The sequence below is a fragment of the Mycobacterium sp. SMC-14 genome, assembly GCF_046250075.1.
In the GTDB taxonomy this organism is placed as follows: Bacteria; Actinomycetota; Actinomycetes; order Mycobacteriales; family Mycobacteriaceae; genus Mycobacterium.
The window spans coordinates 4,088,216-4,114,064 of record NZ_CP176429.1; the positions used below are offsets into that span (position 1 = coordinate 4,088,216).

Genomic DNA, 25,849 nt, shown 5'->3' on the forward strand with positions numbered 1-25,849 from the left:
TGTGCTAGCGTACCAAGCAAGTGCTTGCTTAGGTATCCAAGACCCCAATACGACAGGGAAGTCCGCCCATGCCGATCACATCCAAAACCGTCGAACCGGGGATCGTCGCGGTCACCGTCGACTACCCCCCGGTCAACGCTCTGCCGTCGCGGGCCTGGTTCGAGCTCGGCGAGGTCATCACTGCCGCCGGGAACGACATGTCGACCCACGCAGTGATCCTGCGCGCCGAGGGTCGTGGCTTCAACGCCGGTGTGGACATCAAGGAGATGCAGGCCACCGAGGGCTTCACCGCCCTGATCGACGCCAACCGCGGCTGCTTCGCGGCGTTCAAGGCCGTCTACGAGTGCGCAGTCCCGGTGATCGCCGCGGTCAACGGCTTCTGCGTCGGCGGCGGCATCGGCCTGGTCGGCAACGCCGACGTGATCGTCGCCTCTGACGACGCCAAGTTCGGTCTGCCGGAGGTGGAACGCGGCGCATTGGGCGCGGCCACCCACCTGTCCCGGCTGGTGCCGCAGCACATGATGCGCCGGCTGTTCTACACCGCAGCCACCGTCCCCGCCTCGGTCCTGGCCAACTACGGCTCGGTGCACGAGGTGGTGCCGCGCGCCGAGCTCGACGAGGCAGCGCTGCGGGTGGCCCGTGACATCGCGTCGAAGGACACCCGGGTGATCCGGGCCGCCAAGGAAGCCCTGAACCTGATCGATGTGCAGAAGGTCAACTCCAGCTACCGGATGGAGCAGGGTTTCACCTTCGAGCTCAACCTCTCCGGTGTCGCCGACGAGCACCGCGACGAGTTCGCCGGTACCGAGAAGGGCGCTAAGAAATGAGCAAGGTAACAACTCTCGATGACGCCGTCGCCGAACTGCGCGACGGCATGACGATCGGTATCGGCGGCTGGGGCTCGCGCCGTAAGCCGATGGCGTTCGTTCGCGCCATCCTGCGCACCGACGTCAAGGACCTGACGGTGGTCACCTACGGCGGACCGGACCTTGGGCTGCTGTGCTCGGCGGGCAAGGTGCGCCGGGCCTACTACGGCTTCGTCTCGCTGGACTCCGCACCGTTCTACGACCCGTGGTTCGCCAAGGCTCGCACCACCGGTGCCATACAGGCCCGCGAGATGGACGAGGGCATGCTGCGCTGCGGTCTGCAGGCCGCCGCCCAGCGGCTGCCGTTCCTGCCGATCCGCGCCGGCCTGGGCAGCTCGGTGATCGACTTCTGGGAGGGTGAGCTCAAGACCGTCTCCTCCCCGTACCCGGTCTCGGCTGCAGAAGGGGGCGGACACGAGACGCTGGTCGCGATGCCGGCGCTGAACCTGGACGCCGCGTTCGTGCACATGAACATCGGCGATGAGCGCGGCAACGCCGCCTACACCGGGATCGACCCGTACTTCGACGACCTGTTCTTGATGTCGGCGCAGCGCCGGTTCCTGTCGGTGGAGAAGATCGTGCCCACCGACGAGCTGATCACCACCACGTCGCCGCAGACCCAGGTGATCAACCGGATGATGGTCGACAAGGTGGTGGAAGCCCCGGGTGGCGCCCACTTCACCATTGGCGCAGCGGATTACGGCCGCGACGAGAAGTTCCAGCGGCACTACGCCGAAGCCGCCAAGTCCGACGAGACCTGGGCGGAGTTCAAGGCCACCTACCTGTCCGGCAGCGAAGACGACTACCAAGCGGCAGTTAAGGCATTCGGAGCGGAGGCACTCACATGACCGACTCACCCACACGCGCCGAGATCTGCGCCGTCGCCTGCGCCGAGCTGTTCCGCGACGCCGGCGAGATCATGGCCTCACCCATGGCCACGGTGCCCTCGGTCGGTGCCCGGTTGGCCCGCCTCACCTTCTCCCCCGACCTGGTGCTCACCGACGGTGAGGCCCGCATCCTGGCCGACACCCCGGCGATCGGCAAGGTCGGGCCGCTGGAGGGCTGGATGCCGTTCAACCGGGTCTTCGAAACCCTGTCGTGGGGCCGGCGGCACGTGATCATGGGCGCCAACCAGATCGACCGGTACGGCAACCAGAACCTGTCGGCATTCGGTCCGCTGCAGCAGCCCACCCGGCAGATGTTCGGGGTCCGCGGCGCACCCGGCAACACCATCAACCACACCACCAGCTACTGGGTGGGCGCCCACTCGTCACGGGTGTTCTGCGAGGCCGTCGACATCGTCTCGGGCATCGGCTATGACAAGGTCGATCCGGCCAACCCGGCGTTCCGGTTCTTCAACCTCGGCGGGGTGGTGACCAACCTCGGAGTGTTCGACTTCGGCGGCCCGGACCACCAGATGCGTGCGGTCTCGCTGCACCCCGGCGTGACCGCCGACGAGGTCACCGAGAACACCTCCTTCGAGGTACACGGCCTGGCCGACGCGGCAACGACCCGACTGCCCGAGGTCGAGGAGCTGCGACTGATCCGCGAGGTTATCGACCCGAAGTCGCTGCGGGACAAAGAAGTACGAGCATGATGATCCGCCTCTCCCCCGCAAGCGGGAGGTACCCCCACCTCATCGCTCCGCTCTGCATCGTCGGCGGTGGCCAATGAGCCGCCTCAAAACCCCGCTGACCGAACTGGTCGGCATCGAACACCCCGTGGTGCAGACCGGGATGGGCTGGGTGGCCGGCGCTCGACTGGTCTCGGCCACCGCCAACGCCGGCGGACTGGGCATCCTGGCGTCGGCGACCATGACGATTGACGAGCTGGCCGCCGCGATCTCCAAGGTGAAGTCCGCCACCGACAAGCCGTTCGGCGTCAACATCCGCGCCGACGGTGCCGACGCCGGCGACCGGGTGGATCTGATGATCCGTGAGGGCGTCAAGGTCGCGTCGTTCGCGCTGGCCCCCAAGGCCGAGTTGATCGCCAAGCTCAAAGAGGCCGGCTCCGTGGTGATCCCGTCGGTCGGTGCGGCCAAGCACGCCAAGAAGGTGGCCTCCTGGGGCGCCGACGCAGTGATCGTGCAGGGCGGCGAGGGCGGTGGACACACCGGCCCGGTCGCTACCACGCTGCTGCTGCCGTCGGTGCTCGACGCCGTCGCCGGTACCGATGTGCAGGTGATCGCTGCCGGCGGCTTCTTCGACGGCCGCGGCCTGGCCGCCGCGCTGTCCTACGGCGCGACCGGTGTCGCGATGGGCACCCGCTTCCTGTTGACCAGCGACTCCACCGTTCCGGACGCGGTCAAGCAGCGCTACCTGGCCGCGGACCTGAGTGGCACTGTGGTCTCCACCCGAGTGGACGGCATGCCGCACCGCGTGCTGCGCACCGAGCTGGTGGAGAAGCTCGAAAGCGGCTCGCGGGCGCGCGGTTTCAGTGCGGCGATCGTCAATGCGGCCAAGTTCAAGAAGATGTCAGGCATGAGCTGGCCGGCAATGGTCCGCGACGGGCTGGCGATGCGGCACGGCAAGGAGCTGACCTGGTCGCAGGTGCTCATGGCCGGCAACACCCCGATGCTGCTCAAAGCCGGTCTGGTGGAAGGCAACACCGAAGCCGGCGTGCTGGCCTCAGGTCAGGTGGCGGGCATCCTGGACACCCTGCCGTCCTGCGCCGAGCTGATCACCTCGATCGTCGACGAAGCCGTCGAGCACCTGAAGGCTGCCTCGTCCCACATCGTTTGACCCCGAGTGTGAATCTCACGACGCGACTCGCCGAGGCGTCGTCGCGAGATTCACACTCGCGCCGGTCCTCGCCCATCCCGCGGCGAGCATGGCGCCTTCAACCCGGCCGATGAGCGTGGCGCGACGGTATCGCAGCAGCTCGGCGCTTACCCGGATGATCACCCAGCCCAGGGCGGCCAGCGCCCAGTGTCGGTCGATATCGCGCTGCCGCTGAGCCGGGTCCGTCCAGTGTTGCTCGCCGTCGTATTCGATACCGACCTTCAATTGCCGGTATCCCATATCGATCCGCGCCACGAATCCGCCGCACTCGTCATACACCATCATCTGGGTCTCCGGGCGCGGCAGACCGGCGTCGATCAACGCCAACCGGGTGCGGCTCTCTTGCGGCGATTCCGCCCCGCCGTCCACCACCGGCAAGACCCGTCGCAGCCTGTTGAGCCCGCGCGCACCGGGGTGGTCGGCGACAACGGATTCGACTTCGTCGATTCCGAGGCCGGTGGCGTTGGCCAACGCGTCGAGCCGCTGCAAAGCCAGCAGCCTGGACGACGTTCGCCGTCCGATATCGAAAGCGGTACGCGCCGGGGCGGTGACCGCGATCCCGGCGACGTTCGCCACCTCGCCCGCCTTCAGCGTGTCGGTATGCACCACGAGATTGGCCGGCGGCCTGCGGTTGATGTGCACCAACTCGGCCGCGAGCCTGGGACTCACCCACTTCGCGCCCAGCAGCGCCGCGGCCGAGTTGCCGGCTACCACCCCCTTGCGCCGCGACCACAGCCAGGCGGCCAGTGCCCGTTGCGACGCATCCAGCTCGATACCCCACGGCGCGAAGACTCCGGGATATACCGGTTCGTAGAGCCTCCGCATCGCCCGCTCGGGGATCGCCTTGTCGGCCAACGCCTCAGTACCCAGAAACGGCCAGTCCACTTCCGCCATGGTCGAAGCGTGCGGCCACCGACGGAAACGTGCGGACGCCCATCCACAGCCTGCCGAGCGTGAATCTCACGACGCGACACGCTGGGAAGACGTCGTGAGATTCACACTCGGCGGTGAGGCCAGGCTAGGCCTCGACCACCATCAGGGTGTGCCCGGTCGGGTCGCGAAGCCAGAACATCGGCGGAACCGGGTCGCCCATCCGTGCTACCTGGTCGTCCACGTCGACCCCGAGCTCACGGATCGCGGCATGCGTGGCGTCGATGTCGTCGGTGGTGAGCGCGATGCCGGTGTCGGTCGGCTCGACCGGCCCGCTCTCCGGCGGGGGCGGAGCCAGCGCGATCCCGGTGTTGCCCTCGGGCGGGTAGACCTCCACCCAGCGGTAGCCATCACCCATGTCGATATCGGTACGTTTCTCGAAGCCCAGGGACTCGTAGAACGCAACCGCCTTGTCCTGCTCGGGCGTCGGCACGCACACGAGGTTGATCGTCTTCAAGCCGATCTTGGCAGTGCTCATCATGCTCCTTCGGGGTTGGGATGGGTTGGGGACACTACGAATTGACGCCGTATAACTGGGCGATCTCCGGCGAGCTTGCCCAGCGACCGTAGGTGGGACCCTGCGGCCAGCCGTCGGGCGAGTCCTGCCACTGCTCCTGACGCCCATAGGGCAGCACGTCGATCAACGGAAAGACGTGGCTGAGCTGCTCTACGCCGCGATGGTTCGTGTGCCAGGTTCGGTAGACCGCATCACCTTGGCGCAGAAAGACATTCACCCCGAACTGGCCACCTGGAGGCACCCCGACATCAGTCCCGAACGGGCTGTTGGCGGTGCTGTACCAGGGCATCTGATTGCCGACCCGCCGCTTGTAGGCGATCGCTTCGTCGATGGGCCCCTGCGTGACGATGACGAACCGCGCGTCATAGGCGTCGAGGAAGTCGAGCCGGGTGAACTGTGCGGTGTAGCCGGTACACCCCGGGCACTGCCATTCCTGGCCCGGCGACCACATGTGGTGATAGACGATCAATTGACTCTTACCCTCGAACACCTCGGGCAGGCGCACCGGTCCGCTCTCGCCTTCGAGCACATAGTCGTCCATCGCGACCATCGGCAGGCGCCGGCGCTGCGCGGCGATCGCGTCGAGTTCGCGGGTGGCCGCCTTCTCGCGGGCACGCAACGCATCGAGTTCTCGTTGCCAGGTCTGGTGATCCACGACCGGCGGCGCCTTGAAACCCGTCATCGCTGAAAACCCCCATTGGCATGTGTACGGCGTCTACATTGGCTATGTTCACACCGTACACTTGAACCCGAGGGGGCTGTCAAGAGGTGACTGCGACGAAGACCGGTTATCACCATGGCGACCTGGGCGCGGCACTGATCGACGCCGGACTACAGCTGACCCGTCTCGGCGGCCCAGAGGCTCTGACCGTCCGGGAGGCGACCCGGCGGGTCGGGGTCTCCCCCAACGCCGCATACCGCCACTTCGCCGACCGCGAGGCGCTGTTGAGAGCCGTCGCGATCGCCATCGGAGACCGCATGGCCGCACGCATGCTGCCATCGGTGGGCCGACGCGGCACCCCGGCGAACCGGGCGCGCAATCAGCTTCGCGCGGTCGGACTCGGCTACATCGGATTCGCGTTGGACGAGCCGGGATGGTTCACCGTGGCCTTCTTCGGTTCCGGTGTCACCTCGGTCGACGACGACGGAGTCCCACCACCGTTTCGCGCACTGGTCACCGCACTCGATGCGATGACGGAGGCCGGTGTGCTGCACGCGAACCGGCGTGCGGGCGCGGAGTGGCCGTGCTGGTCAGCCGTGCACGGATTCGCCGAACTGGCCCTGCGCGGGCCGCTGCGCGGCGCCCCCCGCCCCGACCTGGATGCGCTGGCAGGGCGAACGGTCGACGACATCATCGCCGGGCTGGTGAGGTGAGGCCCCGACCGCGCGGGTTCAGCTGGCTTGGGCGGGAAGATGGATCCCGTTACTGACCGTGATCAGGAATGTGGTGAGGTCGCGCGTGAGGTCGTCGATCGATCGCGGCGGGTCGGTCTGGTGCAAGAAATCAACGATGATCTCGAACAGTCCCCCGACGGTGGCTACCGCCATCGCCCGGTAGTCGACGGTCTGGCCGGGTTGGGCCTTGCTGCGCCAGAACGACTCGATGAAGTTCGCGGCCCACTTGCGGTTCGCCCGCCGTTGCGCCTCGACCCGCGGCGAGATTCCGGTGCTTTCCCGGAACGCAACGACGGCCACTCGGGGGTCGACGACCAGCTCATGGGCGAACACCGTCAGGACACGGCGCACCGTCGCCTCTTCGGTCTCGTCGGGAGCACCGTGGAGCAACTCCTCCGAGACCCGCGCCTCGATGCGGTCGCCGATCTCGTTCATCAGCGCCAGGTAACAGTCTTCTTTGCTGTCGAACAGCTCGTAGAACGCCTTGTTGCCCACGTAGGCGGTTTGGCAGATCTGCTCGATCGAGGTGTTGACGTAGCCGTCTCGGGCAAACAATTCGAACGCTGCGGTCAAGAGTTGCTCGCGGCGCTGAGCTCGACGCTGATCAGCGTCAAGCCCGCGAATCCGGCGCCCCCCTGGTGCCGTCGGAGTCGGTGTTTCCATAAGGCCCGATTTTAGCTGCCAAGGCGCTCGATGATCGTGACGTTAGCGGTGCCCCCGCCTTCGCACATCGTCTGCAAACCGTACCGGCCGCCGGTGCGCTCCAGTTCGTTGAGCATGGTGGTGAACAATTTGGCCCCGGTCGCCCCGAGCGGGTGGCCCAGCGCGATCGCCCCGCCGTTGGGGTTGACCTTGGCCGGGTCGATCGGAAACTCCTTCATCCAGGCCTGCACCACCGGCGCAAACGCCTCGTTGATCTCCACGACGTCGATGTCGTCGATGCTCAGGCCGGTCTTCTCCAGCGCGTAGCGGGTGGCCGGAATCGGGCCGGTCAGCATGATCACCGGGTCGTCGCCACGGGCGCTGATGTGGTGGATGCGGGCGCGCGGCTTGAGACCGTGCGCCTGCACTGCGCTTTCCGAGGCGAGCAATACCGCAGCCGACCCGTCGCAGATCTGGCTGGAGAGCGCGGCGGTCAGCCGGCCGCCCTCGACCAGCGTCTTGAGACCGGCCATCTTCTCCAGCGTGGACTCACGCGGGCACTCGTCCACCCGGAAACCGTCGACGTCGATGATCTCGTTGTCGAACCGGCCCTCGGCGATAGCGGTGAACGCCCGCTGGTGGCTCTGCAGCGCGAAGCGCTCCATGTCCTCGCGGGAGATGTCCCAGCGCTCGGCGATCATCTCGGCGCCGCGGAACTGCGAGACCTCCTCGTCGCCGTAGCGTTCCAGCCACTTCTTCGACTCGTTGGTCGGCGAGGTGAAGCCGAACTGCTCACCGACGACCATCGCCGACGAAATCGGGATCCAGCTCATGTTCTGCATCCCACCGGCCACAATGAGGTCCGCGGTGCGGGACATGATGGCCTGTGCACCGAACGAGATGGCCTGCTGGGACGAACCGCACTGCCGGTCAACGGTGACGCCGGGCACTCCTTCAGGGAAGCCGGCTGCCAGCCACGCGAGCCGGCCGATGTTGCCGGCCTGGCCGCCGACAGCGTCCACGCAGCCGGCGATCACATCGTCGACGGCGGCCGGGTCTACGCCGACTCGGTCCAGCAGGCCGCGAAAGGCCAAGGCGCCCAGGTCGATCGGGTGGATACCGGCCAGCGACCCGTTGCGCTTGCCGACGGCGGTGCGAACGGCGTCGATGACATACGCCTCGGAAACTTGTGCGGCCATTTCAGACTCCTTCTTTGGTGATACCACCCAGCACGATGGCGAGGTATTGTCTGCCGACTTGTTCGGCGGTCAGTGGACCACCGGGTTGGTACCAACGCACCGATACCCAGGTGGTGTCGCGGATGAAGCGATAGACCAGGTCGACGTCGAGGTCGGGGCGGAAGATTCCCGCTTCAATGCCCTGCTGCAGCACGTCAAGCCACATCTTACGTTGCTGCCGGTTGCGTTCCTCGACGTAGGAGAACCGCTCGTGAGACGACAGCCGCTTGGCCTCGTCCTGGTAGATGACGACTTGGGCGTGTCGATGCTCGATCGCGTCGAACGAGGCCAAAAACAGTCCCTTGAGGCGCGCAAGCGGATCCGTTTCGCTGTCGACGATCTGCTGATAGCGGGCGAACAACCAGTCCAGGAAGTCGCGCAGCACCTCGTCGACCATCTCCTCTTTGGAGGAGAAATGGTGGTACAGACTGCCGGACAAGATCCCAGCGGCGTCGGCGATGTCGCGCACAGTCGTGGCGCGCAGGCCACGCTCGGCGATCATCGCCGCCGCCAGGTTCAGGAGTTCGTCACGGCGCGTCATGGCATCAGGCGCGCTGGCTGGAAACCGAGATGACCTCGCCGGTCAGGTAGCTGGAGTAGTCACTCGCCAAGAACGCGATGGTGGTGGCGATCTCCCACGGCTCGGCGGCCCGGCCGAACGCCTCGTCGTCGGCAAGCCGGTCCAGCAGTTCGGACGAGCTGGTCTTCTCCAGGAACTTGTGCCGGGCGATCGACGGCGAGACGGCGTTGATCCGCACCCCGTACTCGACGGCCTCGATCGCGCTGCACCGGGTTAGGGCCATCACGCCGGCCTTGGCCGCGGCGTAATGCGACTGCGAATGCTGTGCACGCCAACCCAATACGCTGGCATTGTTGACGATCACCCCGCCGTGCGGGGCGTCGCGGAAGTAGCGCAGCGCCGCCCGCGTCGCCCGCATCACCGAGGTGAGCGTCACGTTGAGCACGCGGTCCCACTCGTCGTCGGTCATGTCGATGACCGGGGTCTGCCCGCCGAGTCCGGCGTTGTTGACCAGCACGTCAAGCCGGCCCATCTTCGCCACGGCCTCGTCGAACAGCGCGTCGACCGCTGCGGTGGAGGTGACGTCGCAGACCACCGCCTCCACCCGGCCCAGCCCGAGGCCGGCCAGTTCGTCGCGGGTCTCGCCGAGGCGGCGTTCGTGGTAGTCGGAGACCACCACGTCGGCGCCTTCGAGCAGCGCACGCCGCGCGGTGGTGGAGCCGATCCCGGTGCCGGCGGCAGCGGTCACCAGGACCGTCTTGCCCGCCAGTAGGCCGTGCCCGGCGATCTCTTCCGGCGTCTTGGACAGATCCTTGGACGTCGAGCTCATCCCTTTGCCTCCCGGGGTAGGCCGAGAACCCGCTCGGCGATGATGTTGCGCTGAATCTCGTTCGACCCGCCGTAGATGGTGTCGCTGCGGGTGAACAGGTAGAGCCGCTGCCACTCGTCGAATTCGCCGTCCGCCAGCACCATCGAGTCGCGCCCGATCACGTCCATCGCCAGCTCGCCCAGGTCACGGTGCCAGTTGGCCCACAACAGTTTCGATACGTTGTCTTGGCCAGGCTGCTCCACATCCATGGTGGCCATCGCGTAGGACCGCATCGCCCGCAGGCCCACCCAGGACCGGGTCAGCCGCTCACGGATCAGCGGGTCTTCGGCGGCCCCGTTGCGCTGCGCGAGCTCGGCGAGCGCGGACAGCTCACGGGCGTAACGGATCTGCTGGCCCAGTGTCGACACGCCACGCTCGAAGGTAAGCGTGCCCATCGCGACCTTCCAGCCGTCACCGGGCTCACCGACCACCAGGTCCGCGTCGGTGCGAGCGTCGTCGAAGAACACCTCGTTGAACTCCGAGGTGCCGGTGAGCTGCACGATCGGCCGGATCTCGACGCCGGGCTGGTCCAGCGGCACCAACAGGTACGACAGCCCGTTGTGCCGCTTGGAGCCCTTCTCGGTGCGGGCCACCACGAAGCACCACTGTGACAGGTGCGCCAGGGACGTCCAGACCTTCTGGCCATTGATGACCCACGCATCGCCGTCGAGCACCGCGGTGGTGGCCACATTGGCCAGGTCACTGCCGGCACCGGGCTCGGAGTAGCCCTGGCACCACAGCTCGGTGACATTGCGGATGCCGGGCAGGAACCGGTGCTGCTGCTCGGGCGTACCGAAGGCGATCAGGGTCGGGCCCAGGAGCTCTTCGCCCAGGTGATTGACCTTGTCGGGCGCGTCGGCTTTGGCGTACTCCTCATAGAACGCCACCCGGTGCGCCACCGACAGGCCGCGCCCGCCGTGTTCCACCGGCCAGCCCAGGCAGGTCAGGCCGGCGTCGGCCAGATGGCGGTTCCACGCCATCCGCTCCTCGAACGCCTCATGCTCCCGCCCCGGGCCGCCGAGGCCCTTGAGCTCGGCGAACTCCCCGACCAGATTGTCGGCCAGCCATGCACGGACCTCAGCCCGGAACTCCTCGACTGCTTGCACCCTTGTAGGCTAACCTACCAAGCACTTGCTCGGCTACGAGCCGTCGAGCCCCGGGAGCCCGCGCTGACGGCGATGCAGAGTTCAGCGACGGGGAGGAGCAGCGCCTATGAGTACAGAACCGCAGACCACACCTGCGGCCCTGGACCACATCGCACGCGCGCTTCCCGACCATGACGCCCTGGTCACCGAGGACAAACGCTTCACCTACGCCGGTCTGCGCGATGAAGTGCGCCGGGCCGCCGCGGCCCTGATCGCCCTGGGCGTGCAGCCCGGCGACCGGGTTGCGCTGTGGTCGCCCAACACCTGGCACTGGGTGATCACCTGCCTGGGCACCCATTACGCCGGCGGCGTGCTGGTGCCGCTGAACACCCGCTACACCGCAGCGGAAGCCACCGACATCCTCGCCCGCAGTAAAGCCAAGGTGCTGATCGGCATGGGCCGGTTCCTCAAGACCGACCGGCTCACCGAACTGGATCGAGACCAACTGCCCGATCTGCAGCACGTCATCCGGATTCCGGTAGATATCGCCGACGGAACCTGGGACGAGTTCATCGCCGCCGGGGCCGCTGTTCCGGCAGCCGACGTCGACGCCCGTGCCGCCGCCGTCGGACCTGACGATCTCTCCGACATCCTGTTCACCTCCGGGACCACCGGCCGCAGCAAGGGCGTGCTCTGCGCCCACCGCCAGTCGCTGGCCGGCCCGGCGGCTTGGGCCCAGTGCGGTCAGATGACCGAGCAGGACCGCTACCTGTGCATCAATCCGTTCTTTCACAACTTCGGCTACAAGGCCGGCATTCTGGCCTGCCTGCAGACCGGGGCCACGCTGATCCCGCAGCTCACCTTCGACCCGGCCGGGGCGCTGCGCGCCATCGAATCCCACCGGATCACCGTGCTGCCCGGGCCGCCCACCATCTACCAGACCCTGCTGGATCACCCCGAGCGTGACCAACACGATCTGAGCTCGCTGCGGTTCGCGGTCACCGGAGCGGCCACCGTCCCGGTGGTGCTGATCGAGCGGATGCAGACCGAACTGGACATCGACATCGTGCTCACCGCTTACGGGCTGACCGAATCCGGCGGATTCGGCACCATGTGCCGCGCCGATGACGACGCCGTCACCGTCGCCACCACCTGCGGGCGTCCGATCGGCGACTTCGAGCTGCGGCTGGAAAGCACCGGCGGCGCTTCGGATTCCGGCGAAGTACTGCTGCGCAGCGCCAACATCATGCTCGGCTACCTCGATGACCCGGAGGCCACCGCCGCGGCGATCGACGAGCAGGGCTGGCTGCACACCGGCGACATCGGGACCGTGGATGCCGCCGGGAACCTGCGAATCACCGACCGGCTCAAGGACATGTACATCTCCGGCGGCTTCAATGTCTATCCGGCCGAGATCGAGCAGGTCCTGGCCCGCCTCGACGGCGTGGCCGACGTGGCGGTGATCGGCGTGCCCGATGAACGGATGGGCGAAGTGGGCCGCGCCTTCATCGTGCGCCGGGCCGGGTCGACCCTGGACGAGCAAGCGGTGATCGCTTACGCCCGTGAACATTTGGCGAACTTCAAGGCACCGCGATCGGTGACCTTCACCGACTCCCTACCGCGCAATCCCGGCGGCAAGGTGGTCAAGCCTGAATTGAGAGAGTGGGCCTGATGGACCTGAATTACGACGACGAGACCGAGGCCTTCCGGGCCGAAGTGCGAGCGTTCCTGCACGACAATCGGGACAAGTTCCCTCTCCTGTCCTACGACACCGCCGAGGGTTTCGAGCAGCACCGCCGTTGGGACAAGGTGCTCTTCGATGCCGGCCTGTCGGTGATCGCCTGGCCGAAGAAGTACGGCGGGCGCGACGCCACCATGCTGCAGTGGGTGGTCTACGAGGAGGAGTACTTCCGCGCCGGCGCGCCCGGCCGGGCCAGTGCCAACGGCACCTCGATGCTGGCGCCGACGCTGTTCGCGCATGGCACGCAAGAGCAGCTGGACCGCATCCTGCCGAAGATGGCCAGCGGCGAGGAGATCTGGGCGCAGGCATGGTCTGAGCCGGAGTCCGGCAGTGACCTGGCGTCGCTGCGCTCGACGGCGACCAAGGTCGACGGCGGCTGGAAACTCAACGGGCAGAAGATCTGGAGCTCGCGCGCCCCGTTCGGCGAGCGCGGCTTCGGGCTGTTCCGCTCCGACCCCGAAGCCCAGCGCCACCACGGCCTGACCTACTTCATGTTCGACCTGAAGGCCGACGGGATCACCGTTCGTGCCATCGAACAACTCGGCGGCGAGACCGGCTTCGGTGAGATCTTCCTCGACGATGTCTTCGTGCCGGACAACGACGTGATCGGTGTGCCGAACGAAGGCTGGCGCGCCGCGATGAGCACGTCGAGCAACGAGCGCGGCATGAGCCTGCGCAGCCCGGCCCGATTCGTGGTGGGCGCCGAGAAATTGGCCGCGATGTGGAAGCAACACGGCAGCGATCCGGCGTTCACCGACCGCGTCGCCGACGCCTGGATCAGGGCGCAGGCCTACCGGTTGCAGACGTTCGGCACCGTGACCCGGCTGGCTGCCGGCGGCGAACTGGGCGCGGAGTCCTCGGTGACCAAGGTGTTCTGGTCCGACCTCGACGTCGCCCTGCACCAAACCGGTCTGGACATCCGCGGCGCCGACGGCGAACTCGCCGACGCCTGGACCCACGGCTACCTGTTCTCGCTCGGCGGCCCGATCTATGCCGGCACCAACGAGATTCAGCGCAATATCATCGCCGAGCGGCTGCTGGGCCTGCCCCGGGAGAAGAAATGAAATTCGATCTAGACCAAGAGCAGCGCGACTTTGCGGCCAGCATCGACGCCGCCCTGGGTGCCGCCGATGTGCCCGGCGCGGTGCGCGCCTGGTCGCAAGGCGACACCGAGCGGGGCCGTCAGGTGTGGAATCAGCTGGCCGAGCTGGGCGTGACCGCGCTGGCGGTTCCGGAGGAGTTCGACGGCATCGGCGCCCATCCCGTCGACCTGGTGCTGGCCATCGAGGCGCTCGGCCGCTGGTGCGTGCCCGGCCCGGTGGTGGAGTCCATTGCGGTGGCGCCCATCCTGCTGACCGGCTCGCCCGATGCTGGATCACAGCTGGCCGCCCTCGCCGCCGGTGAGCTGATCGCGACCGCGGCACTGCCGCCGCACACCCCGCGGGCCCTGGATGCTCAAGCCGCCGATCTTGTTCTGCTGGCTGAGAACGGGACGGCATCGATCGCCCAGGCCGGCGCCCGCCACGCCTCGGTGGATCCCAGCCGGGCGCTATTCGATGTCACCGCCAACGGAGCGGCCTGGGACGCCGACACCGCCCGCGCCTACGAGATGGGCGCCCTGGCCACCGCCGCGCAGCTGATCGGGGCCGGGCAGGCGATGCTGAACACCGCGGTCGACTACGCCAAGCAGCGCACCCAGTTCGGCCGGGTGATCGGCGGCTACCAAGCGATCAAGCACAAGCTGGCCGACGTGCACATCGCGCTCGAGTTGGCCCGACCGCTGGTGTACGGGGCAGCCCTGACTCTGGCTGATTCCGCGGCCGGACCGCTCCACGCCGACACTGCCCGCGACGTCAGCGCCGCCAAGGTGGCCGCATCCGATGCCGCTCTGCTGGCCGCGCATTCGGCGCTGCAGACCCACGGCGCCATCGGCTTCACCAGCGAGTGCGATCTGTCGCTGTGGCTACTGCGGGTGCAGGCCCTGCGTCCCGCGTGGGGGGATGCGACCGCACACCGGCGGCGAGTGTTGGAGGCGATCTAAGTGGCCCGCAACGACGAACGCGACCTGCTGCGCCAGACCGTGGCCGCACTGGTCGACAAGCACGCCACACCCGAAGCCGTGCGCGTGGCGATGGAGTCCGAGCGCGGCTACGACGAATCCCTGTGGCAGCTGCTGTGCGAGCAGGTCGGGGCCGCCGCCCTGGTGGTGCCCGAGGAGCTCGGCGGCGCCGGTGGCGAGCTGGGTGATGCCGCAGTCGTTCTCGAGGAACTGGGCAAGGCACTGGTGCCCACCCCGCTGCTGGGCACCATTCTGGCCGAACTGGCGCTGCTGGCCGCGCCCGAGCCCGACGCCCAAGCGCTGGAACAGCTGGCGGAAGGCGGCGCTATCGGAGCGGTCGTCTTCGGCGACAACTACGCAGCCAACGGCGATATCGCGGACATCGTCGTGGGCGCCCAGGACGGGCAATTGCAGCGCTGGACCGAATTCGGCACCGAGCCGGTAGCCACCATGGACCCGACCCGGCGCCTGGGCCGGATCACCCCCACCGCGACCGCAACCATCGGTGACGACCCGGGCATCGCGGACTACGCGGCGATCCTGTTGGCGGCCGAGCAAATCGGCGCCGCAACCCGCTGCCTGGACCTGACAGTGGAGTACACCAAGAGCCGGGTGCAGTTCGGCCGGCCGATCGGCAGCTTCCAGGCGCTCAAGCACCGGATGGCCGACCTGTACGTGGCCGTGTCGGCCGCCCGCGCCGTCGTCGACGACGCCATCGCCGAGCCATCGGCGACTTCGGCCGCGCTGGCGCGCGTGATCGCCAGCGAGGCATTCTCCAAGGTGGCCGGCGAAGCCGTGCAGCTGCACGGCGGTATCGCGATCACCTGGGAAAGCGACATCCAGCTGTACTTCAAACGCGCGCACGGCAGTTCACAGTTGTTCGGCCTGCCGGCACAGCATCTTCTCCGGTTGCAGGCCGAGGTGCTGTAGCAGCCCCGTACGGTAGCCGCATGTGCACCCGACTGGTTTATCTCGGCCCGAACGGCAACATCATCACCGGACGGTCCATGGACTGGAAGCTGGATCTGGCGACCAATCTGTGGTCGTTGCCGCGAGGCATGAAGCGCGACGGCCGGGCCGGAGCGAACTCCGCCACGTGGACCGCAAAGTACGGCAGTGTGGTGGCCACCGGCTACGACATCTGCACCACCGACGGGTTGAACGAAGCCGGGTTGTCCGCCAACCTGCTCTGGCTGGCGGAGTCGGTGTATCCGAAATACGACGGCAGCCGGCCCGGCCTGTGCATCTCGGTCTGGGCGCAGTACGCCCTGGACAACTTCGCCACGGTCGCCGAAGCCGTCGCAGCGCTGAGCACCGAAGCGTTCGAGGTGGTCACCGACGGCGTGCCCGGTGAGGACCGCCTGGCCACTCTGCACCTGTCGCTGTCGGACGCGACTGGTGACAGTGCGATCGTGGAATACGTTGACGGCAAGCAGGTCATCCACCACGGGCGCCAGTACCAGGTGATGACGAACTCGCCGATCTTCGACCAGCAGCTCGCCGTGAACGCCTATTGGGAGCAGCTCGGCGGCACCGTCATGCTGCCGGGCACCAATCGGGCCGCGGACCGGTTCGCGCGGGCTTCGTTCTACGTCAACGCGATTCCGAAGGCCGACGACATGAAGATCGCACTCGCTTCGGTGCTCAGCGTGGTGCGCAACGTGTCGGTGCCGTTCGGCATCTCCACACCGGGCGAGCCGAATATCTCCTCGACCCGCTGGCGCACCGTCGCCCACCACACCCGCAAGCTGTACTGCTTCGAGTCGGCGCTGACGCCCAACGTGTTCTGGGTGGACCTGACCAAGCTCGACTTCACCGACGGCGCCGCGGTGCGCAAGCTCGACCTCGGCTCCGACGACAGCAACGTCTTCGCCGGTGAGACATCGGCGAACTTCGAAGTCGCCGAACCGTTCACGTTCCTGGCCCTGAACACGTGAGCGCGGCTCGCCGTCTGGCCACCGCCTCGCTGTCGATTGGGCTGGTCGCCCTGGTGCTGGCCTCATCGGCCACCGCCGAACCGGGGCCGCAGTGGTCGGGACTGGACGCGCGCGCGTACGCCGGTGCCATTCCCGCCGACGGGGAGCTGATCACCTCGGCACCACTCGACCCGGCGTTGTCGGTGACCGGCGCCGCCCAAGCATTCCGGATCCTGTACACCACGCCCGACCAACACGATCGCCCCGCGGTGAGCACCGCCGCGGTCTTCGTGCCGCGCGGCGCGGCCCCGGCGGGGGGATGGCCGGTGATCGCGTGGGCGCACGGCACCGTCGGTCTCGGCGACGACTGCACCCCGTCGGCCCGGCCACGCAGCCCCCGTGATAACCAATACCTGTCGCACTGGCTCGACCAGGGCTATGTGGTGGTCGGCACCGACTACGTCGGGCTCGGTACGCCAGGACTGATGAGCTATCTCAACAGCGCCACCGAAGCGCACTCGGTGATCGACTCCGTGCGAGCCGTCCACCAGCTGGACCTGCCGCTGTCCCCCAAGTGGGCGATCGTCGGGCAGTCCCAGGGCGGCGGTGCGGCGATCAACAGCGCCTGGTGGGCCACCCGGCTCACCGCCGGCACCGGCCTGGACTATCGCGGAGTGGTGGCCACCGGGACCCCGGCCAACATCGAACGGCTGGTCATGGAGGCCGGCCCCGATCTGCCGCCGCAGTCGGTGCCGCCGGCGGCGATCAGCTACACCTCGTACATCGTGGCTGCCCTGCGCGAAGCGCATCCCGAGATTCCCATCGACAGCGTGCTGACTTCGCGCGGGCGCGAGCTGGCAGACCGGGCGGAAACGGTGTGCAAACCGGAGCTGGATCAACAGGTGGCGGGAACGACACTGAACGAGCTGTTCAGCGCACCGGTGGGTTCGCTGGACGGCATCGGCGCCGCGCTCGATCGCTTCATGGGCACCCCGACCGACGGGTATGACCGGCCGATTTTTCTCGGACACGGCCTGCGCGACACCGACGTGCCGCCCCGGTCCAGTCAGACGCTGTATCAGCAGCTGATCGACAACCACCAGAATGTCGAGCTGCACATCTATCCCGACCAGGACCATTCGGGCACGGTGCTCGCCTCGATGCCGGACTCCACCCGGTTCCTCCAGCAACTGATGACAGGGTGAATCGCATGACCAACCATCTCGACCGCACGGCGCTGCGCGCCGGCATTCCACCGTTCCACGTGATGGACGTATGGCTGGCCGCCGCCGAACGCCAGCGCAGCCATGGCGATTTGGTGAACCTGTCGGCCGGCCAGCCCAGCGTGGGCGCACCCGAGCCTGTGCGCGCTGCCGCCGCGGCGGCCCTGCAGACCAACGAACTGGGCTACACCGTCGCACTGGGCATCCCGGAGCTGCGCTCGGCCATCGCCGGCTCGTACGCCGACCGCTACGGCCTGGACGTCGACCCCGACGACGTGGTGGTGACCACCGGCTCGTCGGGCGGATTCCTGCTGGCGTTTCTGGCCTGTTTCGACGCCGGCGACCGGGTGGCGATCGCCAGCCCCGGCTATCCCTGCTACCGCAACATCCTGACCGCGCTGGGCTGCGAGGTGGTCGAGATCCCCTGCGGGCCCGAGACCCGCTTCCAGCCCACCGCAGCCATGCTCGCCGAGATCGAAGGGCCGTTGGCCGGGGTGATCGTCGCCAGCCCCGCCAATCCGACCGGGACCGTCATGGAACCGGCGGAGCTGGCCGCGATCGCCGCCTGGTGCGACGCCGCCGGCGTGCGACTGATCAGCGATGAGGTGTACCACGGCCTGGTCTACGAGGGCGCTCCGCAGACCAGCTGTGCGTGGGAGACCTCCCGAAACGCGGTGGTGGCCAACAGCTTCTCGAAGTACTTTGCGATGACCGGCTGGCGATTGGGCTGGTTGTTGGTGCCGCCGGCACTGCGCCGGGCGGTGGACTGTCTGACCGGCAACTTCACCATCTGCCCCCCGGTACTGGCCCAGTACGCGGCGGTCGCCGCGTTCACCCCGGAAGCCATCGCCGAATCCGATGGGCACCTGCGGCACTATGCGGCCAACCGGGAGCTGCTGCTGGGCGGCCTGCGGAGCATGGGCATCGAGAAGTTGGCGCCCACCGACGGGGCGTTCTACGTCTATGCCGACCTCGCAGAGCACACCGACGATTCACTGGGGTTCTGCGCGCGCCTGCTGGCCGACACCGGTCTTGCGCTGACGCCGGGAGTCGACTTCGACACCGAGCGCGGCAACACCTTCGTCCGTCTGTCGTTCGCCGGCCCCACCGCCGACATCGACGAAGCCCTGCGCCGACTCCGCGGTTGGCTGCCGCTCCGGTAGGTTTACCTTCCGAGCTGGAAATACCTGATCGAAGGGACCACTGCTATGCGCATCACCACGACTTCTGGCCCTGCTCTCGCGGCGGTCCCAGCTTCGCCTCTCCTCCGTCGAGGCTCGCTGAACCGCCTGGCGCTCGGCGCCGCAGCCGTCGGCATCCTCGGGGCGGTGGCCGCATCCACGCTGACGACCAGCAACCCGGCCGATGCCGCACCCGGTGCCTGCACGGCTGCCGGGCTGTCCACCACTGCCAGCGGCGTCTTGGGCCAGGCCGGTGGATTCCTCAACGACCACCCCGAGACCAACGACGTGCTGACCGCCGCGGCCACCATGCCGGCGGATCAGGCCAAGTCCTCGGTGCAGGGCTACTTCATCGGCCACCTCGACCAGCTGGCGACCCTGCAGGGGATCGCCCAGCCGCTCACCGACCTCAAGAGCCAGTGCGGGATCGCAGTCTCCCCGACCCAGCTGGCCATGCTGCTGGAGACCGTCAGCAAGTAGGTCCGGGCCATGGCCCTGGTGATCAATGATCGTGAACGGGCCGCGCTGGCGCAGGCGGCCGGTTTCGGGCTGTTCGCCGCAATCACCGGACGCCGGTCGCGGCGGTTCCCCGTGGGCGGCGCCATTCCCGCCGGTGCGCTGGCCTACACCAGCAGCCGTCCGGTACAGCCGTTGTCGGCGGTCGAACGGGCGCTGCTGCTGTCGCTGATGGCCGGCACCACCGGATGGCACGACGGCATCGCGCACCATCCCGGGTACGCCCCGGCGCTGCCGAACTACCCCGGCAGCGCCACCGGACGGGCCATCCCGTCGGCTGCGGGTTTTCACACCAGCCAGCTGTTCTTCACCGACGACACCGGCTGCTACCTGCTGCCCACTCGCGACCAGACGCCACGGGAGTTCGACACCATCGAAGCGTGGATCGGCCATACCGCCGATTCGTATGTGCGTCTCTCGGATTCCCGCCTCGAACTGCCCCGCGAAGAGCCCTATATGGAGGGCCACAACACCTGGATCGGCAACCACCCGGGCAGCCTGCTGGCATTCAACGTGGCCGACCTGGCCGAACACCTGCTGGAGAATCTGTGGTTCTTCGCGGCCAATGGTTATCCGATCACCGATGACATCACTGGCCGCGGCATCCCAGGCGTGCAAGCGTTTTCCGGCCTGACGCATGCCGACGACCCGATACCGCTGTCGTTCGTGGAGCAGTACACCCTGACCGAGGCCAGCGCCGAGTTGTCCATCGCGGCCCACAACGGTGCGCTGGGATTGCAGGCGATGGGCTTGGGCGGCTGGATCTTCGACGGCCTGGATCGGCTGTCGGTGCTGGGCGGCTCCGGTGACCCGCGTGCGCCCGGATTGGGCTTCGTCGCCGACACCGATCCGCGCTGGCCGTTCCCGAATGTCACCGGGCTACCCGGCTACTTCGAGACACTCAGCCCCCCGCATGTCACCTCGGTCGCCGAGGGTGTGCGCAAGTTGGTGGCCCGCAAGTTCGGACCGGGTGGGCCGTCGAATCCCGAAACCCCGGGTCCATGGTCGGACAGTCGGGCCGTGCGCGGTTCGGCCCTGCCACCCGACGGCATCGCCGAACTGGTCACCTGCGAGGCGTCCTACATCTACGACACCTTCGGCAAACTGCCGGGCACCGTCCCGACCGTGCACGTGCTGATGTACCTGCAGGCCCAGCATCTGGACACCGATTTCTACGACGAGTTCTACTCCCCCGGGGCGTATCTGCGCACCCACGCCGAGCACCAGCGCTGCTGGCACGGCTCATGACCGCCGGCGTGCTCCCCCGATGACGGTGTAGACCAGCCCCACCGCCAACAACGCGAACTTGGCCAGTGCCGCGCTACGGGCAAGCCGGGCGTTTGCGTCGACCTCGACGCCGTCGAGTGCTTTGAGCAATGCCACCCCCTCGATCGCATCGCCGGCCACCGCGCCGATCGGCAACAGCCGCAGCGCGATCGGATGACCGTGGCGACTGCGGGCCCGCTCGATGAGCAACAGAGCCAAGGTCCCGTAGGTGAGCATGTAGCCGAAGTCGAGCCACAGCGACCAGCGCGCCCACCGACGGCCCTCGGATCCCCAGGCGGTCAAGATCTCCTGAACTCGTTCGGCATTGCCGGCCAGCTCAAACGGAATGATGCCGGGGCCACCCGTCTTGCGCATCCCGCGCTCTGGCACCAGCATCACCGCGGCGTAGGCGAGAGTCGCCACCGCCGACCAGCCAAGTCGCTTCACCCGGTGCATGCTAGGCGCCAGCCCTCCCCGCGAGTGTGAATCTCACGACGCGACACGCCGCGTCGGCGTCGCCGGATTCACACTCGAGCGCAGAAATTACAGCCAGGTGTCGTCGGTGGTGGCGGTGAGGAACGCCTCCAGGTCGTCGCGCCAGTGCGCCGGAGTGGTCTTGTCCGGCTCGATGCCGGTGTAGTCGCCGCGGTAGAACAGCAGCGGCCGCGGCTTCACCTCCGGGATATCCGACAGCGACTGCACCGCGCCGAACACCACGAAGTGGTCGCCACCGTCGTGCACCGACGCCACCGTGCAGTCGATGTGGGCCAGCGATCCGGCCAGGATCGGCGACCCCAACGGGGACGGACTCCAGTCCACGCCGGCGAATTTGTCCGGTTCACGGGAGCCGAAGCGGGCGCAGACGTCCTTCTGCTCCTCGGCCAGGATGTTGACGCAGAACTTTCCGCTGGACTCGATGGCCAGCCAGGACCGCGACTGCTTGGTCGGGCAGAACAGCACCAGCGGCGGGTCCAGCGACAGCGCGGCGAACGACTGGCAGGCGAAACCGACCGGCACCTCATCATCCACCGTGGTGATGATGGTGATGCCCGTGCAGAACTGGCCCAGTACGTTGCGGAACGCACGCGGGTCGATCGAGAGGTCGTCAGTCACTGCTACTGCATACCCACAGTGAAGTCATGCCCCCACAGGCTGACCGCGGTGCTCTCCCGAGCCACCCAGTCATCGTCGTCGACCTCCAGGCCTTCGCAGCCGAACTCGATCTGAAAACCGCTGGGCGCCTTCATGTAGAACGACAGCATCTTGTCGTTGACGTGCCGTCCCAGGGTGGCGGCCATCGGCACCTTGCGGCGGTAGGCGCGGTCCAGGCAGAGCCCGACGTCGTCGGCGCTCTCCACTTCGACCATCAGGTGCACGATTCCGGTCGGAGTCGGCATCGGCAGGAAGGCCAGGCTGTGGTGGCGCGGGTTGCAGCCGAAGAACCGCAGCCAGGCCGGGTCGCCGTCAGCGGGGCGGCCGACCATCTGCGGGGGCAGCCGCATCGAGTCACGGAGCCGGAAACCGAGCACGTCGCGGTAGAAGTGCAGCGCCTCGGCGTCATCGGTGGTCGACAGCACCACGTGGCCCAGGCCCTGCTCTTCGGTGACGAACCGGTGCCCGTAGGGGCTGACCACGCGGCGGTGCTGCAGCGCTACCCCGTGGAAGACCTCCAGGTGATTGCCCGACGGGTCGTCGAACGCGATCATCTCCTGGACGCTGCGCTCGGCCAGCTCCGCGGCGGTGGCTTCCTTGTAGGGCGTGCCCTCGGCGTCCAGGCGCTGCCGAATCTCGGCCAGCCCAGCGGCGTTGGCGCATTCCCACCCGGACACCAGCAACCGGTCGGTGTCCCCCGGCACGATCACCAGGCGGGCGGGGAACTCGTCCATCCGCAGGTACAGCGCACCCTCGGTGGTACCGGATCCTTCGACCATGCCGAGGACCTTCAGTCCGAAGTCCCGCCAGGCCGCCATGTCGGTGGCCTGGATCCTCAGGTAGCCCAGCGAACGGATACTCATCGGTGATACCTCCAGCAAGCTCTTCTATGTCCCAGCCAGGTCCAGTTCGATCAGACCATGGTGTCGCCGGGCGGCAACCCGAACTCGTGGTTGCCGAAGATCATGTATGCGCGCTCCGGGTCATTGGCCGCGTGCACCCGACCCGCATGCGCGTCGCGCCAGAACCGCTGCACCGGAGCGTCGTTGGACAGCGCGGTGGCGCCGGCCGCCTCGAAGAGCCGGTCGATGGAGGCGATGGCCCGGCCGGTGGCACGGACCTGGTCGCGCCGGGCCCGGGCCCGCAGCTCGAACGGGATCTCCTGGCCGGCGGACAGCAGCGCGTACTCGTCGCCGACGTTGCCGATCAGCTGACGCCAGCCGGCGTCGATGTCACTGGCTGCCTCGGCGATCCGGACCTTGGCGAACGGGTCGTCCTTGGCCTTCTCGCCGGCGAACGCCGCGCGCACCCGCTTGCCCTGGTGCTCGACGTGAGCGTCGTAGGCGCCGAAGGCCATGCCCATGATCGGCGTCGAGATGGTGGTCGGGTGGATGGTGCCCCACGGCATCTTGTAGACCGGCGCGGTGTTGGTCTGGTAGCCGCCGGCGGTGCCGTCGTTCATGGCCCGGTAGGACAGGAAGCGGTGCCGCGGCACGAACGCGTCCTTGACCACGACGGTGTTGCTGCCGGTGCCGCGCAGGCCGACCACGTGCCACACGTCGTCGATGCGGTAGTCGGAGATCGGGATCAGGAAGCTGCCGAAGTCCACCGGCTTGCCGTCCTTGATCACCGGGCCGCCCAGGAACGCCCAGGTGGCGTGGTCACAGCCCGACGACCAGTTCCACGAACCGTTGACGATGTAGCCGTCGGCGGTCTCGGTGACCACACCGGCGCCCATCGGCGCGTACGACGACGAGATCCGGACATTGGTGTCCTCGCCCCAGACGTCTTCCTGCGCCTGCTGGTCGAACAGCGCCAGGTGCCAGTTGTGCACGCCGATGATTCCGGCGACCCAACCGGTGGAGCCGCAGGCACTGGCCAGCCGGCGTACCGCCTCGTAGAAGAGGGTCGGGTCGCACTGCAAGCCGCCCCACTGCTCGGGCTGCAGCAGCCGGAAGAAACCGGCGTCCTCGAGCGCCTTGACGTTGGCGTCGGGCAGCTTGCGCAGGTCTTCGGTCTCCTGGGCGCGCTCACGCAACTGCGGCAGAAGGTCGTCGATGGCGGCCAACACCGACTGCGCGTCACGCTGTTGAATGGACGTCACTAGATTGCCTCCCAGAAGTGAACAGGTTCATCGGCGGCGTTTTCCAACCGGCCTAGAGTGAGATTAGAACACGTTCCGATTTGTGTCGAGCGGGGTGTTCCTGCAGCTGGTAGCAATACCGGACCACTTTTCTGTAACCTGTTCTAGTTATGACCGAAGATGAAGGGCGGCCCGTGACGGAGACCATTCCGGACGAACCACTCGGTGCTCACGTGCTGGAACTGCAGATCACGCAAGTCGTCACCGAGACCGACGATGCGCGGTCGCTGGTATTCGGCGTGCCGGACGGGCCAGACGACCCGGAGATCCCTGAGCAGCGCTTGAAGTACTCGCCGGGCCAGTTCCTGACGCTGCGAATCCCCAGCGATCAGACCGGCTCGGTGGCCCGCTGCTACTCGCTGTGCAGCTCGCCCTTCACCGACGACTCGCTGGCGGTCACCGTCAAGCGGACCGCCGACGGCTACGCATCGAACTGGCTGTGCGACAACGCCCGGCCCGGGATGCGCGTTCATGTGCTGGCACCCTCGGGAACCTTCGTGCCCAAGTCACTGGACAGCGACTTTCTGCTGCTGGCCGCCGGCAGCGGGATCACCCCGATGATGGCGATCTGCAAGTCGGCGCTGTCGCAGGGCAGCGGCAAGGTGGTGCTGGTCTACGCCAACCGTGACGAGCGGTCCGTGATCTTCGGTGCCGCGCTGCGCGAGCTGGCCGACAAGTACCCCGACCGGCTGACGGTCCTGCACTGGCTGGAGTCGGTCCAGGGCCTGCCGAGTCGCGCGGCGTTGGCGCAGCTGGCCGCCCCGTACACCGATCGCCAGGTCTTCATCTGCGGTCCGGGCCCGTTCATGCAGGCCGCTCGCGAGGCCCTGGATGCCTGCAACGTCCCGGCCGAGCAGGTCCATCTGGAGGTGTTCAAGTCGCTGGACAGCGACCCGTTCGCCGCGGTCAAGATCACCGAAGCTCCCGAAGGCGAGCAGGCCGCGGCGCCGGCCACCGTCATCGTCGAGCTGGACGGCGAGAAGCACGAATTGGTGTGGCCCCGGCACGTCAAACTGCTCGATCTGCTGCTCGACAAGGGCCTCGACGCCCCGTTCTCCTGCCGGGAGGGCCACTGCGGTGCGTGCGCCTGCGAGCTGAAGAAGGGCAAGGTCTCCATGGAGATCAACGACGTGCTCGAACCCCAGGACCTTGCCGAAGGGCTGATCCTGGCCTGCCAAGCCCATCCCGAGACCGATTCGGTGGAAGTGACCTACGACGAGTGATGTCCGGTCTAGGTTGGTGCGACATGAAGCGGTTGCTGATGATCCCAGCGGCCTTGACGCTGTTGGCGGCGCTGATCCCGTCCGCGATCGCGTCGGCGGCCAGTGACACCAAGACCACGTTGTTCCCGGTGAACGACGCCGATCAGCTGCAGACTCACAGCTGGGTCGACTGCAGCGCACCGCCGCTGTGCCGATTCACCGTCGGGGTGCAACTGCAGACGCCCGCGGGGATGGCCGGGTTCCCGCCGGACCTGTGGGCCCGCCAAAGCACCGAGATCCGCTCGTCCAAGCGCACCGCCTATCTGGACGTGCACACCGACGGCGGTGAGGGCTGGTTCAAGGACCGCGGCGGCCCGGGAACCAAGGTGTTCAAGGACGGCACCGGCGCGGTGATCCAATCGATGTACTACGGCGAGGGTCCACCGGAGAAATACCAGACCAACGGCAGCATCGACGTCCTGGAATACTCCACCGGCCGGCCCAAGACCGACGCCAACGTGATCGTCTGCACCCACGTGCAGGTGGTCTACGCCGGAGTCAACCTGACCACGCCGTCCACCTGCGCCCAGACGGTTTTTTAGCGGCGCA

Annotated in this window: 28 protein-coding genes; 16 read left to right on the plus strand and 12 right to left on the minus strand. The window is 67.6% G+C overall.

Going from position 1 to position 25,849, the window contains the following annotated elements; all coding sequences use genetic code 11:
* The first annotated feature begins 68 nt into the window (after positions 1 to 68).
* From echA20 to ipdC, 4 genes are all read left to right on the plus strand, one after another.
* On the plus strand, positions 69 to 827 hold the full coding sequence (gene echA20 / locus ACKY0W_RS19450; RefSeq protein WP_406759742.1) for a (7aS)-7a-methyl-1,5-dioxo-2,3,5,6,7,7a-hexahydro-1H-indene-carboxyl-CoA hydrolase: 759 nt from the start codon (positions 69 to 71) through the stop codon (positions 825 to 827).
* A complete protein-coding gene (ipdA, locus tag ACKY0W_RS19455; protein ID WP_409435420.1) occupies positions 824 to 1,714 on the plus strand; it encodes a cholesterol ring-cleaving hydrolase subunit IpdA in 891 nt (296 codons plus the stop codon). The genes echA20 and ipdA overlap by 4 nt, the downstream gene beginning before the upstream one ends.
* Entirely contained in the window at positions 1,711 to 2,463 is a 753-nt protein-coding gene (gene ipdB / locus ACKY0W_RS19460) for a cholesterol ring-cleaving hydrolase subunit IpdB (RefSeq protein ID WP_406782589.1), read from the plus strand. The genes ipdA and ipdB overlap by 4 nt, the downstream gene beginning before the upstream one ends.
* 73 nt (positions 2,464 to 2,536) lie before the next feature.
* The gene (gene ipdC, locus ACKY0W_RS19465) at positions 2,537 to 3,607 is read left to right on the plus strand and encodes a (3aS,4S,5R,7aS)-5-hydroxy-7a-methyl-1-oxo-octahydro-1H-indene-4-carboxyl-CoA dehydrogenase (RefSeq protein WP_409435421.1); all 1,071 of its coding nucleotides are present in this window, start codon (positions 2,537 to 2,539) and stop codon (positions 3,605 to 3,607) included.
* 15 nt (positions 3,608 to 3,622) lie between these two features.
* On the opposite strand, the gene ACKY0W_RS19470 is transcribed toward ipdC, so the two are convergent.
* The 3 genes from ACKY0W_RS19470 to ACKY0W_RS19480 all read right to left on the minus strand — a co-directional run bounded on the left by ACKY0W_RS19470 (position 3,623) and on the right by ACKY0W_RS19480 (position 5,775).
* Entirely contained in the window at positions 3,623 to 4,540 is a 918-nt protein-coding gene (locus ACKY0W_RS19470; protein WP_409435422.1) for a hypothetical protein, read from the minus strand.
* Between the two features lie 124 nt (positions 4,541 to 4,664).
* A complete protein-coding gene (locus ACKY0W_RS19475; protein ID WP_406759737.1) occupies positions 4,665 to 5,054 on the minus strand; it encodes a VOC family protein in 390 nt (129 codons plus the stop codon).
* A 34-nt stretch (positions 5,055 to 5,088) separates the two neighbouring features.
* Positions 5,089 to 5,775, minus strand: a complete 687-nt coding sequence (locus tag ACKY0W_RS19480) for a DUF899 domain-containing protein (protein WP_409435423.1) — start codon at positions 5,773 to 5,775, stop codon at positions 5,089 to 5,091.
* A gap of 86 nt (positions 5,776 to 5,861) precedes the next feature.
* On the opposite strand from ACKY0W_RS19480, the gene ACKY0W_RS19485 reads away from it, so the two are divergent.
* The gene (locus ACKY0W_RS19485; RefSeq protein WP_409435424.1) at positions 5,862 to 6,467 is read left to right on the plus strand and encodes a TetR/AcrR family transcriptional regulator; all 606 of its coding nucleotides are present in this window, start codon (positions 5,862 to 5,864) and stop codon (positions 6,465 to 6,467) included.
* Between the two features lie 18 nt (positions 6,468 to 6,485).
* Here ACKY0W_RS19485 and ACKY0W_RS19490 read toward each other — a convergent pair whose 3' ends face one another.
* Genes ACKY0W_RS19490 through ipdE1 form a run of 5 tightly spaced genes read right to left on the minus strand, consistent with a single transcriptional unit; the run spans position 6,486 to position 10,862 of the window.
* Positions 6,486 to 7,151, minus strand: a complete 666-nt coding sequence (locus ACKY0W_RS19490; protein WP_409435425.1) for a TetR/AcrR family transcriptional regulator — start codon at positions 7,149 to 7,151, stop codon at positions 6,486 to 6,488.
* An 11-nt stretch (positions 7,152 to 7,162) separates the two neighbouring features.
* Positions 7,163 to 8,329: a steroid 3-ketoacyl-CoA thiolase FadA6 gene (gene fadA6 / locus ACKY0W_RS19495; protein WP_409435426.1), complete on the minus strand. Its 1,167-nt coding sequence runs from the start codon at positions 8,327 to 8,329 to the stop codon at positions 7,163 to 7,165.
* 1 nt (position 8,330) lies between these two features.
* On the minus strand, positions 8,331 to 8,909 hold the full coding sequence (gene kstR2 / locus ACKY0W_RS19500) for a TetR family transcriptional regulator KstR2 (RefSeq protein WP_406759732.1): 579 nt from the start codon (positions 8,907 to 8,909) through the stop codon (positions 8,331 to 8,333).
* A 4-nt stretch (positions 8,910 to 8,913) separates the two neighbouring features.
* On the minus strand, positions 8,914 to 9,717 hold the full coding sequence (gene ipdF / locus ACKY0W_RS19505) for a (5R,7aS)-5-hydroxy-7a-methyl-1-oxo-2,3,5,6,7,7a-hexahydro-1H-indene-carboxyl-CoA reductase (RefSeq protein ID WP_406759731.1): 804 nt from the start codon (positions 9,715 to 9,717) through the stop codon (positions 8,914 to 8,916).
* Positions 9,714 to 10,862 (minus strand): acyl-CoA dehydrogenase IpdE1, encoded by a 1,149-nt coding sequence (gene ipdE1, locus ACKY0W_RS19510; protein WP_409435427.1) that lies wholly within the window; start codon positions 10,860 to 10,862, stop codon positions 9,714 to 9,716. The genes ipdF and ipdE1 overlap by 4 nt, the downstream gene beginning before the upstream one ends.
* A gap of 106 nt (positions 10,863 to 10,968) precedes the next feature.
* Here ipdE1 and fadD3 point away from each other — a divergent pair, with 106 nt between their 5' ends.
* The 9 genes from fadD3 (at position 10,969) to ACKY0W_RS19555 (ending at position 20,725) form a co-directional block, all read left to right on the plus strand.
* Positions 10,969 to 12,513, plus strand: coding sequence for a 3-((3aS,4S,7aS)-7a-methyl-1,5-dioxo-octahydro-1H-inden-4-yl)propanoate--CoA ligase FadD3 (gene fadD3, locus ACKY0W_RS19515; RefSeq protein ID WP_409435428.1), 1,545 nt, complete (start codon positions 10,969 to 10,971; stop codon positions 12,511 to 12,513).
* The gene (locus tag ACKY0W_RS19520) at positions 12,513 to 13,646 is read left to right on the plus strand and encodes an acyl-CoA dehydrogenase family protein (protein WP_409435429.1); all 1,134 of its coding nucleotides are present in this window, start codon (positions 12,513 to 12,515) and stop codon (positions 13,644 to 13,646) included. The genes fadD3 and ACKY0W_RS19520 overlap by 1 nt, the downstream gene beginning before the upstream one ends.
* Positions 13,643 to 14,623, plus strand: coding sequence for an acyl-CoA dehydrogenase family protein (locus ACKY0W_RS19525; protein WP_409435430.1), 981 nt, complete (start codon positions 13,643 to 13,645; stop codon positions 14,621 to 14,623). Before ACKY0W_RS19520 ends, ACKY0W_RS19525 begins: the two co-directional genes overlap by 4 nt.
* The gene (locus ACKY0W_RS19530) at positions 14,624 to 15,571 is read left to right on the plus strand and encodes an acyl-CoA dehydrogenase family protein (RefSeq protein WP_409435431.1); all 948 of its coding nucleotides are present in this window, start codon (positions 14,624 to 14,626) and stop codon (positions 15,569 to 15,571) included. It begins immediately after the preceding gene.
* Positions 15,572 to 15,591: 20 nt separating this feature from the next.
* A complete protein-coding gene (locus tag ACKY0W_RS19535; protein ID WP_409435432.1) occupies positions 15,592 to 16,578 on the plus strand; it encodes a linear amide C-N hydrolase in 987 nt (328 codons plus the stop codon).
* On the plus strand, positions 16,575 to 17,762 hold the full coding sequence (locus ACKY0W_RS19540; protein WP_409435433.1) for an alpha/beta hydrolase family protein: 1,188 nt from the start codon (positions 16,575 to 16,577) through the stop codon (positions 17,760 to 17,762). Before ACKY0W_RS19535 ends, ACKY0W_RS19540 begins: the two co-directional genes overlap by 4 nt.
* 5 nt (positions 17,763 to 17,767) lie before the next feature.
* Positions 17,768 to 18,943, plus strand: coding sequence for a pyridoxal phosphate-dependent aminotransferase (locus tag ACKY0W_RS19545; RefSeq protein ID WP_409435434.1), 1,176 nt, complete (start codon positions 17,768 to 17,770; stop codon positions 18,941 to 18,943).
* Positions 18,944 to 19,108: 165 nt separating this feature from the next.
* Complete coding sequence (locus ACKY0W_RS19550; protein ID WP_406759722.1) at positions 19,109 to 19,441, plus strand: heme-binding protein; 333 nt, start codon at positions 19,109 to 19,111, stop codon at positions 19,439 to 19,441.
* 9 nt (positions 19,442 to 19,450) lie between these two features.
* Positions 19,451 to 20,725, plus strand: a complete 1,275-nt coding sequence (locus ACKY0W_RS19555) for a hypothetical protein (RefSeq protein ID WP_409435435.1) — start codon at positions 19,451 to 19,453, stop codon at positions 20,723 to 20,725.
* Here the strand turns inward: ACKY0W_RS19555 and ACKY0W_RS19560 are convergent.
* The 4 genes from ACKY0W_RS19560 to hsaA all read right to left on the minus strand — a co-directional run bounded on the left by ACKY0W_RS19560 (position 20,720) and on the right by hsaA (position 23,999).
* The gene (locus ACKY0W_RS19560; protein ID WP_409435436.1) at positions 20,720 to 21,190 is read right to left on the minus strand and encodes a hypothetical protein; all 471 of its coding nucleotides are present in this window, start codon (positions 21,188 to 21,190) and stop codon (positions 20,720 to 20,722) included. The two genes, ACKY0W_RS19555 and ACKY0W_RS19560, sit on opposite strands and share 6 nt — an antisense overlap.
* A 96-nt stretch (positions 21,191 to 21,286) precedes the next feature.
* Positions 21,287 to 21,838: a 3-hydroxy-9,10-secoandrosta-1,3,5(10)-triene-9,17-dione monooxygenase reductase subunit gene (gene hsaB / locus ACKY0W_RS19565; protein WP_406759785.1), complete on the minus strand. Its 552-nt coding sequence runs from the start codon at positions 21,836 to 21,838 to the stop codon at positions 21,287 to 21,289.
* A gap of 20 nt (positions 21,839 to 21,858) precedes the next feature.
* Complete coding sequence (hsaC, locus tag ACKY0W_RS19570) at positions 21,859 to 22,758, minus strand: iron-dependent extradiol dioxygenase HsaC (protein ID WP_409435437.1); 900 nt, start codon at positions 22,756 to 22,758, stop codon at positions 21,859 to 21,861.
* 50 nt (positions 22,759 to 22,808) lie between these two features.
* Entirely contained in the window at positions 22,809 to 23,999 is a 1,191-nt protein-coding gene (gene hsaA, locus ACKY0W_RS19575) for a 3-hydroxy-9,10-secoandrosta-1,3,5(10)-triene-9,17-dione monooxygenase oxygenase subunit (RefSeq protein ID WP_409435438.1), read from the minus strand.
* A 173-nt stretch (positions 24,000 to 24,172) separates the two neighbouring features.
* Here hsaA and ACKY0W_RS19580 point away from each other — a divergent pair, with 173 nt between their 5' ends.
* Together ACKY0W_RS19580 and ACKY0W_RS19585 are read left to right on the plus strand one after the other, a co-directional pair.
* Entirely contained in the window at positions 24,173 to 25,261 is a 1,089-nt protein-coding gene (locus ACKY0W_RS19580; protein ID WP_409437859.1) for a 2Fe-2S iron-sulfur cluster-binding protein, read from the plus strand.
* A gap of 23 nt (positions 25,262 to 25,284) precedes the next feature.
* On the plus strand, positions 25,285 to 25,842 hold the full coding sequence (locus ACKY0W_RS19585) for a hypothetical protein (protein WP_406759717.1): 558 nt from the start codon (positions 25,285 to 25,287) through the stop codon (positions 25,840 to 25,842).
* Positions 25,843 to 25,849 lie beyond the last annotated feature (7 nt).